Genomic DNA, 13433 nt, shown 5'->3' with positions numbered 1-13433 from the left:
AAGCTCTTTTGCTAAAAGGTCACAGGACACCTATGACCAACCATGGAGGCCGTGGAACTCACGCTGCCTCCTTATGACTCTCTCTCCGACATACATGGCTATACTGACGGCGTCTCCATGTCTTTCGCTGGCAACCAGTGGTTCCTAGTCAACAAGATCATTGACATCCTACTGAGGAACGGCATAAGGGCTTACGTAGAGACGATACCGCCTGGAATAGTGAGGCAGAGGGCGCTCGGAGCCCCGCTGAGGGTGGGGACGCTTACCTTCTCTGCCAGGCCTCAGGTAGTGTCGTTGCCCCCAGCCCTCCTGGACGGCCTGCAGGTTGAGGAGAGGTACGATTACGTTGAGGACACTATAGTGTTGGCCTACAGGGAAGCTAGGCCAAGCGTCAGCTCATGGTGTGACATCAAGGAGATTCCAAGGCTTGCCATACCTAACCCCATAACGGAGGGCATAGGGGCCCAGGTCAGGGACGTCATACAGGGCTCCTGCGGATCTTACGAATACTTGGCATCGCGCTCCTTTATAACAAGGGTTCATCACAGGGAGATACCGCCGATGCTTTACGGCAACGCTGTTGACGCCGGCGTTATGTGGATATCCGAGGCCAAGTACTGGGGCTTCAACTACGTGGTGCCACAGCCGGAGCTCAGGGGAAGGCTGGCCTTCGCGCTTCTCGCCGGTGCCAGTGAGGGGGCCAGGGAAGCGTACAGGGTCCTCGTGAGCTCAGGGGATGAGCTCAAGGCAGCCTATGAGGCCTACGGCTTTAAGTGGATAGGAAGTTGATAAAGGGGCCCAGATGGGTTCTATATTAAAAAGTCTTTTTAACTAATAAACCTCCCTACAAGCTGTGAGCGAAAATGGCAAGGATAGTGCTTCATGAGAGGAATCACCCCTACATTGTAAAGCTTGATAATGGAAAGGAGCTCCACTTGTGTGCCTGCGGCCTCTCCCAGAACAAGCCATACTGTGACGGCCATCATAAGCTGACCCTTAACGAGGAGCCAGGCAAGATATACGTGTATAAGCCTGACGGCACAAGAGTCGAGCTCATAAGCTACTACCCAGAGGAGCCAGGCAAATGAAATAACAACATTTTACATTCAGATAGAACGCAAATGATAGTTTTTTGTATTACTTGCCGTAATTGGGTATAAGCCTCCTTGAGCGATATTGCTGTGGTGTCCGTGTTGGAGGTAATAGACGCGCACGTGGAGAGGCTCCTCAGGGACGAGGTGGCGCACATACTGGACGAGGTGGGCACCGTCGACGCCAGGCTCCAGGAGCTGAGGGGCAAAGACGATGAGGACTCCAGGGTCGAGTACTTGGTGCTGAGCGCATACAAGTCGCAGCTTATGGAGGACCTGGACGAGCTGCTGGGATTCGCCAAGAGCCACAACATGGAAGCTGTCGGGTGGCATGCCCCTGCGCAACAGCCTCAGCAGGTGGGTTATGTGTAATTGGCAGCGCCATACCTCAAGGGCAACGCGAGGCCAGCCGAGCCCTCAGTGCTGCAGTGGGTCCTCACCTATCGGCGTCCTAATAACATCATCGGGCCTTGCGCTTAATTATCTGGCTGACCCCTCTCCTTGCCGGTGGTCTGGCGTGAGAGCCTTAATAACTGCCTCGAGCAGGGGCATAGGCTTCGGCGTCGCTAAGGTTATGCTCTCCAGGGGGCACGAGGTGACAATTAACGGCAGCAGCGAGGAGCACGTGAGGAGGGCCATTGACCAGCTCTCAGCGCTGGGGAAAGTCCACGGCGTCACTGCTGACATAACGACCCGTGAGGGCGTTACAAGGCTGGTCTCAGAGGCCGTGAATGCCATGGGTGGCCTTGACGGCCTGGTATTCATAGCGCCTCCGCCCAGGCCTGGCAGGTTTGAGGAGCTGAGCCAGGCAGACTGGGAGCTTGGCGTGAGGCAGCTCCTGCTGAGCGCCGTGTGGCTTGTGCAGGAGTCCCTGCCGCACCTAAAGGCCAGCGGGGGCGGCATAGTGATAGTCTCTAGCTTTGCCATAAGGGAGCCGGTTGAGGTGCTGGCCCTCAGCAACGTGATAAGGATATCCCTGGCAGGCCTCACCAGGACCCTGGCCAGGGAGCTCGGCAAGTACGGCATAAGAGTCAACATGGTTCTGCCAGGCAATATAGAGACCGACAGGTCAAGGCAGGTCATAGAGAGCAGGGCCAGGGCAAAGGGCATAAACTACGAGGAGGAGCTCAAGATAGAGATGGCTGACGTTCCCCTGGGCAGGATAGGCAAGCCGGAGGAGGTGGGCGAGGTAGTCGAGTTCCTCCTGAGCGAGAGGGCAAGCTACGTGAACGGCGCTGCCGTGCCAGTTGACGGCGGCCTCCTGCACGGGGTCTTCTAAAGCTGCAGAGGCCTTAAGCAACTTTTTAATTCAAGGGCTGGCCTGGCTGAGGTCAGTAGGTGGGCGTGGGGCTCAGCACGTTGCCTGACCTGAGCTCCTCGAGCTCCTTGTCAGTAAGGTAGATGGTTGCCCTGACCCCGTTGGCCAGCGACACCCTGACTTGCTTCACGTTGCCTGTGGAGTCGCTGAGGAGGAGCTCGGCCGACGTTATGGTTACGAACTCGACACCCTCAGCCATGCACAGCTCATCCCTGCTCGTAAAGATCGAAGTCATTGCAGTAGTGCGTCGCCTCCTGGGCGATGTCTTGACCCTGAATATAGCGAGGCCAGCGGTCAGAGCCGCTATGGCCGCCGCCAGGTATGGCGCCTCAGCCGAGTTCTTAATTTGAAAGAGGAGTAAGGCCAACACTGCGTCCAAGAGAGCTGCTGCCGTGGCATATATCCACCTTGACCTTGAGCCCTGCACACTCGAAACGGACTGGCCGGCTGAGGTCAGCGGCTTGACGCCGCCCTCTGCCGGCCTTAGGTAAACTATGCAGTGCGCATCAACTTTGACGCCCTTAACGCCGCTGCAGGCGCCGATACTGACGTAGAGGCCGTTCCTGCACTTTATCAGCAAGCAGCCTTACCCATGAGCTTCTCACACAGCTCCTAAATAAGGCTAGCCTCCGCCCGAGAGGAGAGAGTAGGCCTCCCTTATGGCGGCCTGGACCTTGTTAAGCACGTCAATGGCCGTTATGTTGTCCCCCTTCTCCTCAACAGCTATCTCCCCCGCCCTGCCTGAGGTCCAGGCAGCGGCCGCCGCTATGTTCATGGGCTCAGGGTCCTTGGAGAGGGCCGCCCTCCTGGCCAGGAAGCCGGCAGTTATGCCTGTCAGGACGTCGCCCGTGCCCCCAACTGCCATCGCTGGGTGGCCGGTCAGGTTAAACCTGCACCTGCCCTCAGGGTTGCATATGACATCGCCAGGGGGCTTGGGGGCCTTGACTATCACTGTCGCCCCATAGGTCTTGGCTATCTCGGTTGCCAGGTCCTGCGGCTCGCCGTCGTGGCCCGTCAGCATCTTGGCCTCGCCCCTGTGCGGCGTCAGAACGGCCTCAGGCCAAAGCTTAATCCTCCTCTCTGCAACAACCTTCAGGGCATCGGCGTCTATAACTACAGGCTTGCCCCTCAGGGCCTCAAGCAGCTGAGCTACGGCCTCCTTTGTCTCCTCTGCCGTGCCAAGCCCTGGGCCTATGGCCACGGCGTCCACGTGCTTTGCCTCCTCCACAAGCGCCTTGACGTGTTCAGTCGCTATTACCTCGCCCTTGAGCGGCACCGGTATTATACCGGGGTTTGAGGACGCCGCTGACTTAGCGACATCCTCCGGGGCCGCCAGGAAGGAGAGGTCCGCCCCGGCGTAGAGGGCCGCTGAGGCCATGTAGAAGGGGGCCCCGAAGTAGTGGTAGGAGCCGCCCACGCTGAGCACCTTGCCGTTGCCCCCTTTGTAGGCGTCCCTCGGCCTCCTCGGGACCCTGGCCGCGACGTCGCCAGGCCCTGCGAAGACGTATGCGTCCCTGGGTGTGCCTATGTCAGCCACAAGCACCTGCCCGACATACGGTTTCGCCTCCTCGGCCAGTAGCCCAGGCTTAAGGCCACCCATGGTTACAGTTATGTCTACCCTGGCCGTTCCCTCTACAGCCTTACCTGTATCAGGGTCAAGGCCTGTGGGTATGTCAACTGCGACCCTGAGACCCTTTGAGGCGTTGAAGGCCGCCAGTGCGCTGGCTATGGGCTCCCTCAGCTTACCCTTGACGCCAACCCCAAGTATCCCGTCTATCAGGACATCAACGTCCTGTGGTCTGTAGTCCCTTTGGTCGTCGAGGTGTACTATCTTCACTGACCTGAGCCTCTGCAGGTTCTGGAGGTTCAGAAGCGCGTCCCTGTGCTCCACCAGCTTAGGGTCATAGAGCAGGTAAACCGTGACGTCAGCCCCCCTCAGGGCCAGGTGCCTGGCGGCAACTATGGCATCACCCCCGTTCCCTCCTCTGCCAGCGTAGACTACAACCTCCTTGCCTCTGACGTCGCCCAGTGCGCACTCAACGGCGTCTGCCACAGACCTGCCCGCGTTCTCCATTAGCAGGAGCAGAGGAAGGCCGAGCCACGCGGTGTTGATATCATAGGCCCTCACGTCCTCAACGCTCCAGACCTCAGGTTGACTTATGAAGCCTGGACACTCCATCTCCAACGCGGCCCGCACGTGGAGGGACCTGAGGAAAATTTACGCCTTAGGGAACGTTCGTCCTCCTTATCCTGCCCTCGGGCTCAACTACATAACCCATTATGCCGAGCTCCTCATCGCCGTCACCCAGCGAGAGGCCCACCACCCTGATCTCCTCGCCTGGCCTAAAGACCTCAAACTCAGCTAGGATGCCTATTGGATCATAGCCCTTGGTGTATAGATCCTGTAACACGACTATGAGCCTCCTCTCGTCCCCCTTCATGACCTCAAGCTGAAACACCTTTGGGCTCTGGGACTGGTTATAGAAGCCAAAAATAACTAGGGCCTGATCCCGCCTCAGCCTGTAGCTGAGCAACTCGACCCTGCCAGCCCTAACCTTGAACCTCCAGTCCGGCCCGGGGAGGCCAAGGTCCTGCGGCCTCAGCTGCCTGACGATCAGCTTCCCCGTAGGCACCCAGCCCAGGAAGGCTATGCCGGCTTGCATGGCCCTCTTCTGGGCCTCCAGGTAGACGCTGTAGACAGACTCCCTTGGCATCACTGTTAAGGGGAAAATAACTGCGTACTGCTCCCGTCTAACGTTATAGTTTGAGACGTCTATGTCCTCAAGCCTCCTGAGGTCCCTGTCCATTCACTTCACCCACGTCGCTTTCAGAGAACAAATTTAAAGGCCGAACATTTCTAACGGAAATATATGTAAAAGCTACACTTGGGGGCTACCAGATGAGGGAGCCTGTCAGGTCACTGACATACCTGAGCGCGCTGAGGTCCGTGAGGAGCGTCGCAGCTGGGATACTCTTCATAGTGTTCCCTTATATGGTGCGCGAGCTCCTTCACGGGAGCCTCTTTGAACTTGGCATCATGTACGCTGTGGCGGGGCTTGTAACTGCGGCGCTCTCAGTAGTCGTCGGCTACATGGCTGACATACTTGGAAGAAAGGCCTCGCTCTACATCTCCTCAGCCCTTCTGGTGCTAACCCCCATAGTTATGCTTATTAAATTCGACTTGGCCACAGCCTTCGCCGCTGCAATACTTGGAGGCATATCAGCGACTGGATCCATGGGGGCGGGAGGCGTTGGAGGGGTCGTGGGGCCCGTTCAGAACGCCATAATGGCTGACCTGACGCACAGGGACAATAGAACAAAGTTTATATCACTGCTGTTCTTTATAGGCAGCATCACTGCCGCGGCGGGGACGCTGATCGGCGGCATGTTTAACTATAGGGAGGAGCTCCTCCTGGCCACAGTCATAAGCGCCGCCTCAATGCTGCTCATATCACCGCTTAGGCTTCCAGACGTGAGGGCCAGGAGCTTAAGCATGAAGTCCAAGGTCAACGCCTTTAAGTTTTCAGTGACCGGGATGCTTAACGGCCTCACCAATGGCCTCACAGTGCCGTTTATAGTGCCCATATTCATCTATGTCTATGATGCCCCAAGGTACTTGGTCGGCGAGGTAACCACTGCGGCCTCACTGATGGCCACGTTCTCTATGCTATTAGCGCCGAAGCTCGAGAAGACCCTGGGCTTCCTAAGGAGCATATACATAACCAGGGGGCTCAGCATACCATTAATGCTTGCGTTTCCCTTTGCCGGCAGCTTCTGGGCCGCCGTGGGCCTTTACCTGGCGTACCCTACGCTGAGGGTGATAGCGATACCGGTGCAGCAGTCCTTCCTCCTAGAGCTCACCCCACCTGAGGAGAGGGGGAGGGTCTCAGGCTACAACCAGGGCTCAAGGCTTCTCTTATCATCAATAGGCACCTTTATTGGTTCCCCATTCTTTTACCTCCAGGACGCGTCGCTGCTCGGCATCATGCCCCTCTACGCCGTGCCCTTCATGGCCTACGCCGTAACTATGGCGACTAACATATACCTTTACAGGAGGTTCTTCGGAGCTGATGAGATTAAACTGAGGAGGTCAAGCGCAGGGGTTGAGGCCTGAGGACAGGCTGGCTATTATAGGCGCCCTAAGGGTGCTGGGCTTCTCTATAACGATGCCCTTCGCCGGGCTGGCCCTTAACCTTGACTTCAGGGAGCCCCTGGCCATGGTCTCTGAGTTTTACGCGATGCTTGCAGCCGTCAGCGCCCTGGGCCAGGTGGTTGGCGGCTACGTGAGCGACAGGGCAGGAAGATTGAGAACTATGACTGTTAGTGGGCTCCTAGCGTCCTTGGGCCTCGCGTCGGCGGCCCTCCTATGGAGGGCAGCCGCTGTGGAGGCCCTGCTTCTAGCTCAGTCCTTCTTCTCTAGCGCCTACTCAGTGGCCAGCATGGCAATCCTAGGGGACTACTTCAGTGAGCACTCAAGCCTTGTGAAGGCCTACGGGAGGTTCAGGGTCGGCTCTAACCTTGGATGGGCCATCGGTATAGGTGTAGGCGGGGAGCTCTACGCGCTCATAGGCTTTAGGTGGCTTCTTGCCGTAACGTCCGCGGCGCTGGCCACCTCCCTTGCAGCCCTCTGGGGCCTCAGGGAGCCGCCGAGAGGCGAGCCCACAGTTGCCTTCGAAAGGCCCACAGCAGTCATGATTAAGTTCCTGGCGCTCACCTTCATGAGCTTTATAATAGCAGGCCTCATGGGCTACCCGCTGGTGCAGTACCTCTCGGGGTTCCTGAGGATAAGCACGAGCTACTCTGGAGCGTTGCTTGCTATAAACGGCCTCATGGTCGTCCTGCTACAGGATGCAATAGCCAAGCGGGTCAGCGCGCACAGTCCAGCTAAATCCCTTGCAGTAGGGATGGCCATCTACGGCCTAGGCTATGGTCTCATGCCGATGATTAACGATGTCGCGGCTGCTGCGATTGACATAGCTTTAATTACCTTAGGCGAAATGATAGTGATGCCGGTCTCGTCGGCCGTCGCAGCCGAGCTCAGCTCCCCCAGATCCAGGGGATCTCACATGGGCCTTTATGGTATAGCTAACAGTGTAGGAAGAAACCTGGCCTCTGCGCTCTTTGCCGCCGCAGCCTACTCCCTTGGGATCTCCTATGGGTGGGCCCTCATGGCTTCCATAGCTATGGCATCATCTGTTGGCTACCTAGCAGTGCTCGACTGAGAAGCCTTGAGGTAGCTTTCTACTTCATCGCTGTCGAGCACCGCCGCGCCGTACACCTTCTTATAGTAGGTCTCCCAGTCCTTGTCAATCCTTGCGGCAACGGCGTCCCTGACTACTACAACCTTGTAGCCCCTGAAGAAGGCGTCGGCCGCCGTGTGCCTGACGCATATGTCTGCGTCAAGGCCTACCAGGACCACCGTGTCTACGCCGAGGGATCTGAGTACGTGGTCAAGCGCGGTGCCGTAGAAGCCGCTGTAGGTGTGCTTCTCTATGACGTACTCGCCCTGCCTCGGGGCGAGCCCGCTGTAGACCTCGGCGCCCCTTGTGCCCTTCATCGCGTGGGGGCCCCAGAGCGGCATCTCTATGTCAGTCGGGTAGTGGGCGTCGTTGACGTATACCACTGGCCACCCGTTCGACCTGAAGACCTCGAGGACCCTCCTGGCGGGGCTCACTGTAGATTTGGCCTCAGGGGTGGCGAGCGCGCCGTCTATGAAGTCGTTTAACATATCAACAATTATAAGGGCGGGCCTCAAGCTCTCACCAATTGAAAACAACTGTTTTCCAGGTATTTATCCCTTAGCTAGGCGTGTCCTAACCCAGCTCAAACGAGAGGCTCTCATAGCCCTTGACCCTGGTCCCAGCCCTCACCTTGATCGTAAGCAGCCTGCCGTCCTCTGAGAGGCTCGCGTCACCGCTTATGTCGTAGCTCTTAATCCTGCCCCCGGAGGTGCCAGCCAGTAGACTGTGTAGTCATATTCTGCGACCTCACTTTCATAGATGTTCTCATAGGTGTTGACGCCGCTCATGGGCCTGTACCTCATTTCGATGAAAAAGGCGGCCGAGGACAGCCTCCTCAGCCCCCTGACCTCAGCCTTGGCTGAGATTACTGAGGCCTTAACGTAGGAGCCGTTTATGACGACCTTTTCATTGTCGAGAATTCTCTGCATCTCGGCCTTAAGCCTATCCTCCTCGCGCTCTATGTCGCCCCTGACGGTCATGTTGTAGTACTCTTCATCCTCATCGGTGTACTCGAAAACTATGGTGTAGAATATGGTGCCTGGGGCTATGTGAAAGAAGCCGTTGCCGTAAATTGGCTTGGCCACCAGCGCCTCCCGGCTGTACTGGTGCCTGGAGCCAATAATTAGTCGCGGGCTAAGGCCTCAGGCCAAGCGTTGCGTGGTACAGGAGGAGCTGTGCCAGGGTTATGGGCGCAAAGGCCCAGGCCGCTAAGACCTGAGCCGTGGTGTGAGCCTTGAGCTCCAGCCTGGCCCAGCTCAGCGTAAGCGGTATTAAGAAGAAGGCGGCCAGCCTGGCCCCATAGAGGTAAGTTAGGGCTGTCGCTATTGCTGACGCCGTTGAGACGTGGAGGCTTATCTTAAATCGCAGGAGCAGGGTTATGAGTATTATGATAAGGGAGTTTGCGAGGTACGCCGCCTCAATGAAGGCGATGAGCATAGGAAGTCCTAGGGCCAGCGTCAGGAGGAGCCCAGCTACATATGATAGCTCAGCCGTTAGCAGAAGGGGTGCCCTCTCCCTGATGCTGGGCTGGTCGGCTGACCTGACTACTTCAAGGCCTCTGGCCATGAGGAGGGCCGCTATGGGTATAACTGAGTAAGTCACGATGGGAACAATCACGTCTGCTAAAGGGTCATTATTAGAGAACCCTATGACAAGGAATAGCAGCGCCGTGATGACGGCCGGGTGAAGGCACCATGAAACGACCTTAGCCGCTATCCTCACGTCAAGTCTGCCTCTGCGCCACTTGGGCGAAGCTGTAACTTAAAGGCTTAGCCGTGGGGCTGGGCGTTGTTTAGTTTCCCTTTTAATTAGAAAATATATATAGGAGATCTTCGAACGTGGGCTTTAATCTAAAACAAGGGGCAACGAAGTCATGAGACTACTTCATTGCAAGGAGACCATGGGATGTGGCGTTCCTGCGCTTATTTGCAACTAAAAAGCCTCACCCTTCAGGGCGGGGAGGAGGTCAGCCTTACGCCCTTGGGGTCCTCCCGCTGCTGGACGACGCAGTCAGCCGTTGTATTGAGAGCGGAGCTCAGCGCCGCGGCTCTCCTTAGGACGGTCCTCTGGTGAAGCACGAGCGCCCTGGCCACCGCATAAAGTATCAGCTGTATTATATCAACCAGGGAGAGCAGCCGTTTGTCACTACCCTCTCACCCCAATCATTTTATGTATTCACGATCGAGCGCAGGGACTCCCACCTCGCCCGTGCCTCACGGGTTATCGACGTGGGCTTATGGGCGGCTGTCGGGCCCAATGGCGGGGGCATCTATGGCAGCCACGGCCCCCCTCGCCCCTGGGGCATCGCCCCCATCAGGCGAGGGGTCATCCACTCAGCCCGTTATGGACATAATAAGGATTTTCTATTGACGTGAAAAGGGTTCAGCCCCAACGACCCATAGCATAGAACCGGGCCGGCGGCTAAGAGCATCGCAGCTGTCATGACCATTGGATGGAAAATTCATGAGAGCGCTGCGGCTAAGTCCTCAGACCTCAAGGCAACCTCCTTGACCATTTGGGTTTCCCTTATATTAAAAAGACTCTAACCAAGGGTCCCACATATATTCTACCTTAATTAGCAGTTTCGGCGCTTGCAACTAGGGCTAAGACCGTGGCGAGCCTGTTAGAGTACATAAAGTCTACCAGGCCTTGGACTGTGGCGTTCTCGGCATTAATTTACATGCTCGGCGTGGTCGCCGCGGCCAGGCTGGGCCTGGAAGTTAACTATCTCCTTGTAGGCCTGGGCCTTGCCGGGGAGGCCCTGGTGCACACAATGGTTAACATGTTCAATGACTACTTCGACTTCAAGCTTGGCTTTGACTCAGCGCCTAGCCCTGTTAGGGTTCACCCCATACTTAACGGCATAGTTAGGCCCTGCGACCTTAAGAGGGACGCCATCGCTGTGGGCCTCGCAGGACTCTCGCTTGGGGTCGCGGTGGCAGCACTGGGCAGGCCCTTGGCCATAGCGTTTGGTGCAATAGGCATATTCTTTGGCTACGGCTACAGCGACCCCCGCATAGGCTTTAAGTACAAGGCCCTTGGCGACCTGGCCTACCCCTTGTCTATGGTTATCCTCTCAGGGGCCGGCTTCTACGTCGCCAGCGGGAGGCTCCTTCCAGAAGGCTTCCTGGTGGGCCTGCCAGTGGTTGTTGCCACCGAAGGCGTCCTCTTCGCGAACTACTGGAGGGACATTGACAGGGACCGCTCGCTCGGCGCAAGGACCCTGGCGCAGATCCTGGGTCCAAGGCTGTCCGCCGCCTACTATGCCGCCGTACTCTTAACTTCGCTGGCAATAGCGGCGCTGCTGGCTTTCGTAGGCATATTCCCACCGCTCTCGCTCATCTCCTTGGCCTCAGCGGCCTATGCAGTTAAGCTGTTCAAGGAGTCCCTGGACAGAAGGCTAGAGAAGCTGGACTTTGAGACGGCGGTTTACTCCTACCTGCTTGGCGCCTTGATACTCGTCGGAACGGCGTTAGAGTTTGCATGAAATCAAGCGGTGCTGTTTGTGCTGCCTGGCGGCTGAGCGGCGGCCAGCGCCTCAGCCCTCCTTATGAGCGTGCGCTCATGCAGAACCATAGCGCCTGCGGCAACATAAAGCACCAGCTGAATGATATCTATTATAGCCATGACCCCAATTATTATCAGTACAACTCCGATCGCTAACGACGCGGAGGAGGCACCGCCGAAGTTCGTGTTCAATGTCATGCTCCTGGGCGCCAGCGTTGCAAGGCCCAGGGCCAGCCCTATGACGCTGACCCCAAGCAGGTAATAGCCGAGGCCCCTCGCTATAGAGACGACCTCTGCCAGAGTCTCGTTTAGCTGAGACTGGCTCATGTTTGGGACCCTTTGCGTAAGGGCCTCTCTCAGGTAGTTCATGGCAGTCGGGGACCTTATGTAAAAGATTATAACGTAGGACATTGCGAAGCCCACTAAGCTCGCCACAACTGCCAGCGCCATCCCTATGGTGAAGAACTTAGTGTCGGGCCTTACTGACTGCAAACGTGGCACCCAGTGACTTGGCGTGGGAGAACTTTATAAAGGCTCCACAGGATGACGCGCTCGGCGTAACGCTATCCTATGACCAGTGTAACGCCTTTTGAACAGATATTTACCTGGGGGCCCTTGCGATAGTGGAGAAGCGAAATGCCCACCCAGAGGAGGTTAACGGGCCCTGACGAGTTCTTCGCTGCGTCTATGACATTACACGAGGTGGGCCCCAGGCTTAGCCTCTCGAGGCTTATGTCATTTGACGGTATGATTAAAGCTAGGGAGGAGCTCAGCAGAAGGATGCCGCTTCAGAGGTTCACGCCAACAGTTATTCTGCTTAAAATCATGGGCAACCTGCTCTCAAGGCCTCAATATAATGAGCTTAACTCCAGGGTTGACCAGGACATAGTTATAACGTATGAGAACGTCAACGCGGCTCTTCCAATATACAGGGAGAAGGGAAGGACCACTGTTATAGTTGTCGATGATGTAAACAGGAAGCCCGTTGAGCAGCTGTCCTTAGAGGTGAGGTCGGCCAAGGAGGGCACCGACTACTCAAAGGCCACGTTCCTCCTTGTAAACCTCGGCGTGATGGGGATAGACGCCATATCCGGCATCAGCCTGCCAGGTATAGCGTCATCGGTTGCAATAGGCAGGATCAGGAAGGGGCTCATCTATGACGAGGCCAGGGATAGGACTGTCACAGCTAACATAGCGTGGGTCACGCTTACTGTAGACCCAAGAGTGGTGGGGCCCGACGTCGTGGGCTCCTTCATGGCGGACCTGGCTAGTATTCTCTCAAAAGATAAATTGGTGCTTCAGATACTGGAGGCCTAGGCGTTTCTCCGCCAACGGCACCTGACGGTATCAGTAAACACTTGAACCCGTTAAGGCCGCGCCTCCACGCGTAATCGCCGGCATCACCAGCACGTCGAGGAACTAATACAATAGTTACGTAAACCTCGAAACCACCATTAAGAAAGGCCCTTTTGCGAACAAAAAAGAAAGAAAAGGAGCAAAATATATATTATTTCTCATCTCTCATTTTTGACTTGGTAAGGATATTTTATATAGCATTGCGGGGGTGCCCGTATGCCTCGCCTCAGCACGGGGTTTACAATAGTTGGCGCCTACGCCCTGAAGGTTCGAAGGGCCCTCTTCGCGCTCCTAAGGGACAGGGTGAAGCAGGACAAGGAGTGGTCAAGGAAGGTTGCCTACTCCTCAGCCATGCTCAACAGGGTGCTCTACGAGCTCCTGGTCAGAAGGCTGAGGCTCGACAAGGGCGACGTGGTGAGGGTCAGGATAGACTTTGACGTGGACGACTCGTCTAAGGAGGTCGTCTGGAGATGGGATACCATGACAGTGGAGGTCTTCAGGAGGCTCAGGGATGAGGAGCTGGGGCCGGCGCTGAAGGAGGTCCTAGCTAACGCTGAGAGCATATCGGCGCTGCCCAGGTACTCCCTCGTCAAGCTTGGCACGTCAATAGATGGGGACGTGCTCTACTCGCTCAACCTCAACGGGGAGGAGGTGGGCGTGATAATAGTGACGCCGCTGCAGGGCGGGGTCCTCATAAAGGGCGGGGGAGCTCTGAAGCCCACGGTGGCATCCATAAAGAGGTCTCAGGTCAAGCTCAAGGGTGGCTCCCTAGAGGAGGCAGTAGCTTATGTGCTGCCTGAGCTACTTCAGGAGGAGGACAGCGAGGACAAGGTGAGGCGCATAATAGAGGACTTGAAGTCAAGGCTCAAGTAATGCGACCTACGCGGAACGCTGAAGGTTTTCGTAGAGGGGCTTTGAGAT

16 protein-coding genes are annotated in these 13433 nt (G+C 56.7%); 9 read left to right on the top strand and 7 right to left on the bottom strand.

The window, feature by feature from the left end:
- Nucleotides 1-42: 42 nt before the first annotated feature.
- The 4 genes from SE86_RS05685 to SE86_RS05670 all read left to right on the top strand — a co-directional run bounded on the left by SE86_RS05685 (nucleotide 43) and on the right by SE86_RS05670 (nucleotide 2370).
- Nucleotides 43-789, top strand: a complete 747-nt coding sequence (locus SE86_RS05685) for a substrate-binding domain-containing protein (RefSeq protein ID WP_117354650.1) — start codon at nucleotides 43-45, stop codon at nucleotides 787-789.
- A 74-nt stretch (nucleotides 790-863) separates the two neighbouring features.
- Nucleotides 864-1088 carry a CDGSH iron-sulfur domain-containing protein gene (locus SE86_RS05680; protein WP_117354649.1) on the top strand — a complete coding sequence of 75 codons (225 nt, stop codon included), beginning with the start codon at nucleotides 864-866 and terminating at the stop codon, nucleotides 1086-1088.
- A 105-nt stretch (nucleotides 1089-1193) separates the two neighbouring features.
- Nucleotides 1194-1463 (top strand): hypothetical protein, encoded by a 270-nt coding sequence (locus tag SE86_RS05675; RefSeq protein ID WP_117354648.1) that lies wholly within the window; start codon nucleotides 1194-1196, stop codon nucleotides 1461-1463.
- 145 nt (nucleotides 1464-1608) lie between these two features.
- The gene (locus SE86_RS05670) at nucleotides 1609-2370 is read left to right on the top strand and encodes an SDR family oxidoreductase (RefSeq protein WP_211096516.1); all 762 of its coding nucleotides are present in this window, start codon (nucleotides 1609-1611) and stop codon (nucleotides 2368-2370) included.
- A gap of 52 nt (nucleotides 2371-2422) precedes the next feature.
- Here SE86_RS05670 and SE86_RS05665 read toward each other — a convergent pair whose 3' ends face one another.
- The 3 genes from SE86_RS05665 to SE86_RS05655 are packed head-to-tail and all read right to left on the bottom strand — an operon-like array spanning nucleotide 2423 to nucleotide 5216.
- On the bottom strand, nucleotides 2423-2989 hold the full coding sequence (locus SE86_RS05665; RefSeq protein WP_117354647.1) for a hypothetical protein: 567 nt from the start codon (nucleotides 2987-2989) through the stop codon (nucleotides 2423-2425).
- Nucleotides 2990-3031: 42 nt separating this feature from the next.
- Nucleotides 3032-4588 (bottom strand): NAD(P)H-hydrate dehydratase, encoded by a 1557-nt coding sequence (locus tag SE86_RS05660; RefSeq protein WP_236747367.1) that lies wholly within the window; start codon nucleotides 4586-4588, stop codon nucleotides 3032-3034.
- 46 nt (nucleotides 4589-4634) lie between these two features.
- On the bottom strand, nucleotides 4635-5216 hold the full coding sequence (locus tag SE86_RS05655; protein WP_117354645.1) for a hypothetical protein: 582 nt from the start codon (nucleotides 5214-5216) through the stop codon (nucleotides 4635-4637).
- 92 nt (nucleotides 5217-5308) lie between these two features.
- Between SE86_RS05655 and SE86_RS05650 the strand changes: the two genes are divergently transcribed.
- Both SE86_RS05650 and SE86_RS05645 read left to right on the top strand, forming a co-directional pair.
- Nucleotides 5309-6523 carry an MFS transporter gene (locus tag SE86_RS05650; RefSeq protein ID WP_117354644.1) on the top strand — a complete coding sequence of 405 codons (1215 nt, stop codon included), beginning with the start codon at nucleotides 5309-5311 and terminating at the stop codon, nucleotides 6521-6523.
- Nucleotides 6513-7631, top strand: coding sequence for an MFS transporter (locus SE86_RS05645; RefSeq protein WP_117354643.1), 1119 nt, complete (start codon nucleotides 6513-6515; stop codon nucleotides 7629-7631). The genes SE86_RS05650 and SE86_RS05645 overlap by 11 nt, the downstream gene beginning before the upstream one ends.
- Here the strand turns inward: SE86_RS05645 and SE86_RS05640 are convergent.
- The 3 genes from SE86_RS05640 to SE86_RS05630 all read right to left on the bottom strand — a co-directional run bounded on the left by SE86_RS05640 (nucleotide 7610) and on the right by SE86_RS05630 (nucleotide 9371).
- Complete coding sequence (locus SE86_RS05640) at nucleotides 7610-8164, bottom strand: isochorismatase family cysteine hydrolase (protein WP_174221342.1); 555 nt, start codon at nucleotides 8162-8164, stop codon at nucleotides 7610-7612. The genes SE86_RS05645 and SE86_RS05640 overlap by 22 nt on opposite strands.
- A gap of 162 nt (nucleotides 8165-8326) precedes the next feature.
- Nucleotides 8327-8734 carry a hypothetical protein gene (locus tag SE86_RS05635; protein ID WP_117354642.1) on the bottom strand — a complete coding sequence of 136 codons (408 nt, stop codon included), beginning with the start codon at nucleotides 8732-8734 and terminating at the stop codon, nucleotides 8327-8329.
- Between the two features lie 49 nt (nucleotides 8735-8783).
- Nucleotides 8784-9371: a hypothetical protein gene (locus SE86_RS05630; RefSeq protein WP_117354641.1), complete on the bottom strand. Its 588-nt coding sequence runs from the start codon at nucleotides 9369-9371 to the stop codon at nucleotides 8784-8786.
- 889 nt (nucleotides 9372-10260) lie between these two features.
- Between SE86_RS05630 and SE86_RS05625 the strand changes: the two genes are divergently transcribed.
- Nucleotides 10261-11136 carry a prenyltransferase gene (locus SE86_RS05625; RefSeq protein WP_117354640.1) on the top strand — a complete coding sequence of 292 codons (876 nt, stop codon included), beginning with the start codon at nucleotides 10261-10263 and terminating at the stop codon, nucleotides 11134-11136.
- A gap of 2 nt (nucleotides 11137-11138) precedes the next feature.
- On the opposite strand, the gene SE86_RS05620 is transcribed toward SE86_RS05625, so the two are convergent.
- Nucleotides 11139-11648 (bottom strand): hypothetical protein, encoded by a 510-nt coding sequence (locus SE86_RS05620; RefSeq protein ID WP_117354639.1) that lies wholly within the window; start codon nucleotides 11646-11648, stop codon nucleotides 11139-11141.
- A 144-nt stretch (nucleotides 11649-11792) separates the two neighbouring features.
- Here SE86_RS05620 and SE86_RS05615 point away from each other — a divergent pair, with 144 nt between their 5' ends.
- On the top strand, nucleotides 11793-12473 hold the full coding sequence (locus SE86_RS05615; protein ID WP_117354638.1) for a 2-oxo acid dehydrogenase subunit E2: 681 nt from the start codon (nucleotides 11793-11795) through the stop codon (nucleotides 12471-12473).
- 255 nt (nucleotides 12474-12728) lie between these two features.
- A complete protein-coding gene (locus SE86_RS05610; RefSeq protein ID WP_117354637.1) occupies nucleotides 12729-13385 on the top strand; it encodes a DUF2258 domain-containing protein in 657 nt (218 codons plus the stop codon).
- Nucleotides 13386-13433 lie beyond the last annotated feature (48 nt).

This window comes from Acidilobus sp. 7A (assembly GCF_003431325.1).
GTDB lineage: Archaea > Thermoproteota > Thermoprotei_A > Sulfolobales > Acidilobaceae > Acidilobus.
The sequence above is the reverse complement of the archived record's forward strand: the minus strand, read 5'-3'. Positions and strand labels throughout refer to the sequence as shown.

Excerpts from the sequence above, each read along its gene's own strand:
- SE86_RS05685 (WP_117354650.1), top strand. The coding sequence starts at position 43 with ATGGAGGCCGTGGAACTCACGCTGCCTCCTTATGACTCTCTCTCCGAC.
- SE86_RS05680 (WP_117354649.1), top strand. The coding sequence starts at position 864 with ATGGCAAGGATAGTGCTTCATGAGAGGAATCACCCCTACATTGTAAAG.
- SE86_RS05660 (WP_236747367.1), bottom strand. The coding sequence starts at position 4,588 with ATGGAGTGTCCAGGCTTCATAAGTCAACCTGAGGTCTGGAGCGTTGAG.
- SE86_RS05655 (WP_117354645.1), bottom strand. The coding sequence starts at position 5,216 with ATGGACAGGGACCTCAGGAGGCTTGAGGACATAGACGTCTCAAACTAT.
- SE86_RS05650 (WP_117354644.1), top strand. The coding sequence starts at position 5,309 with ATGAGGGAGCCTGTCAGGTCACTGACATACCTGAGCGCGCTGAGGTCC.
- SE86_RS05615 (WP_117354638.1), top strand. The coding sequence starts at position 11,793 with ATGCCCACCCAGAGGAGGTTAACGGGCCCTGACGAGTTCTTCGCTGCG.
- SE86_RS05610 (WP_117354637.1), top strand. The coding sequence starts at position 12,729 with ATGCCTCGCCTCAGCACGGGGTTTACAATAGTTGGCGCCTACGCCCTG.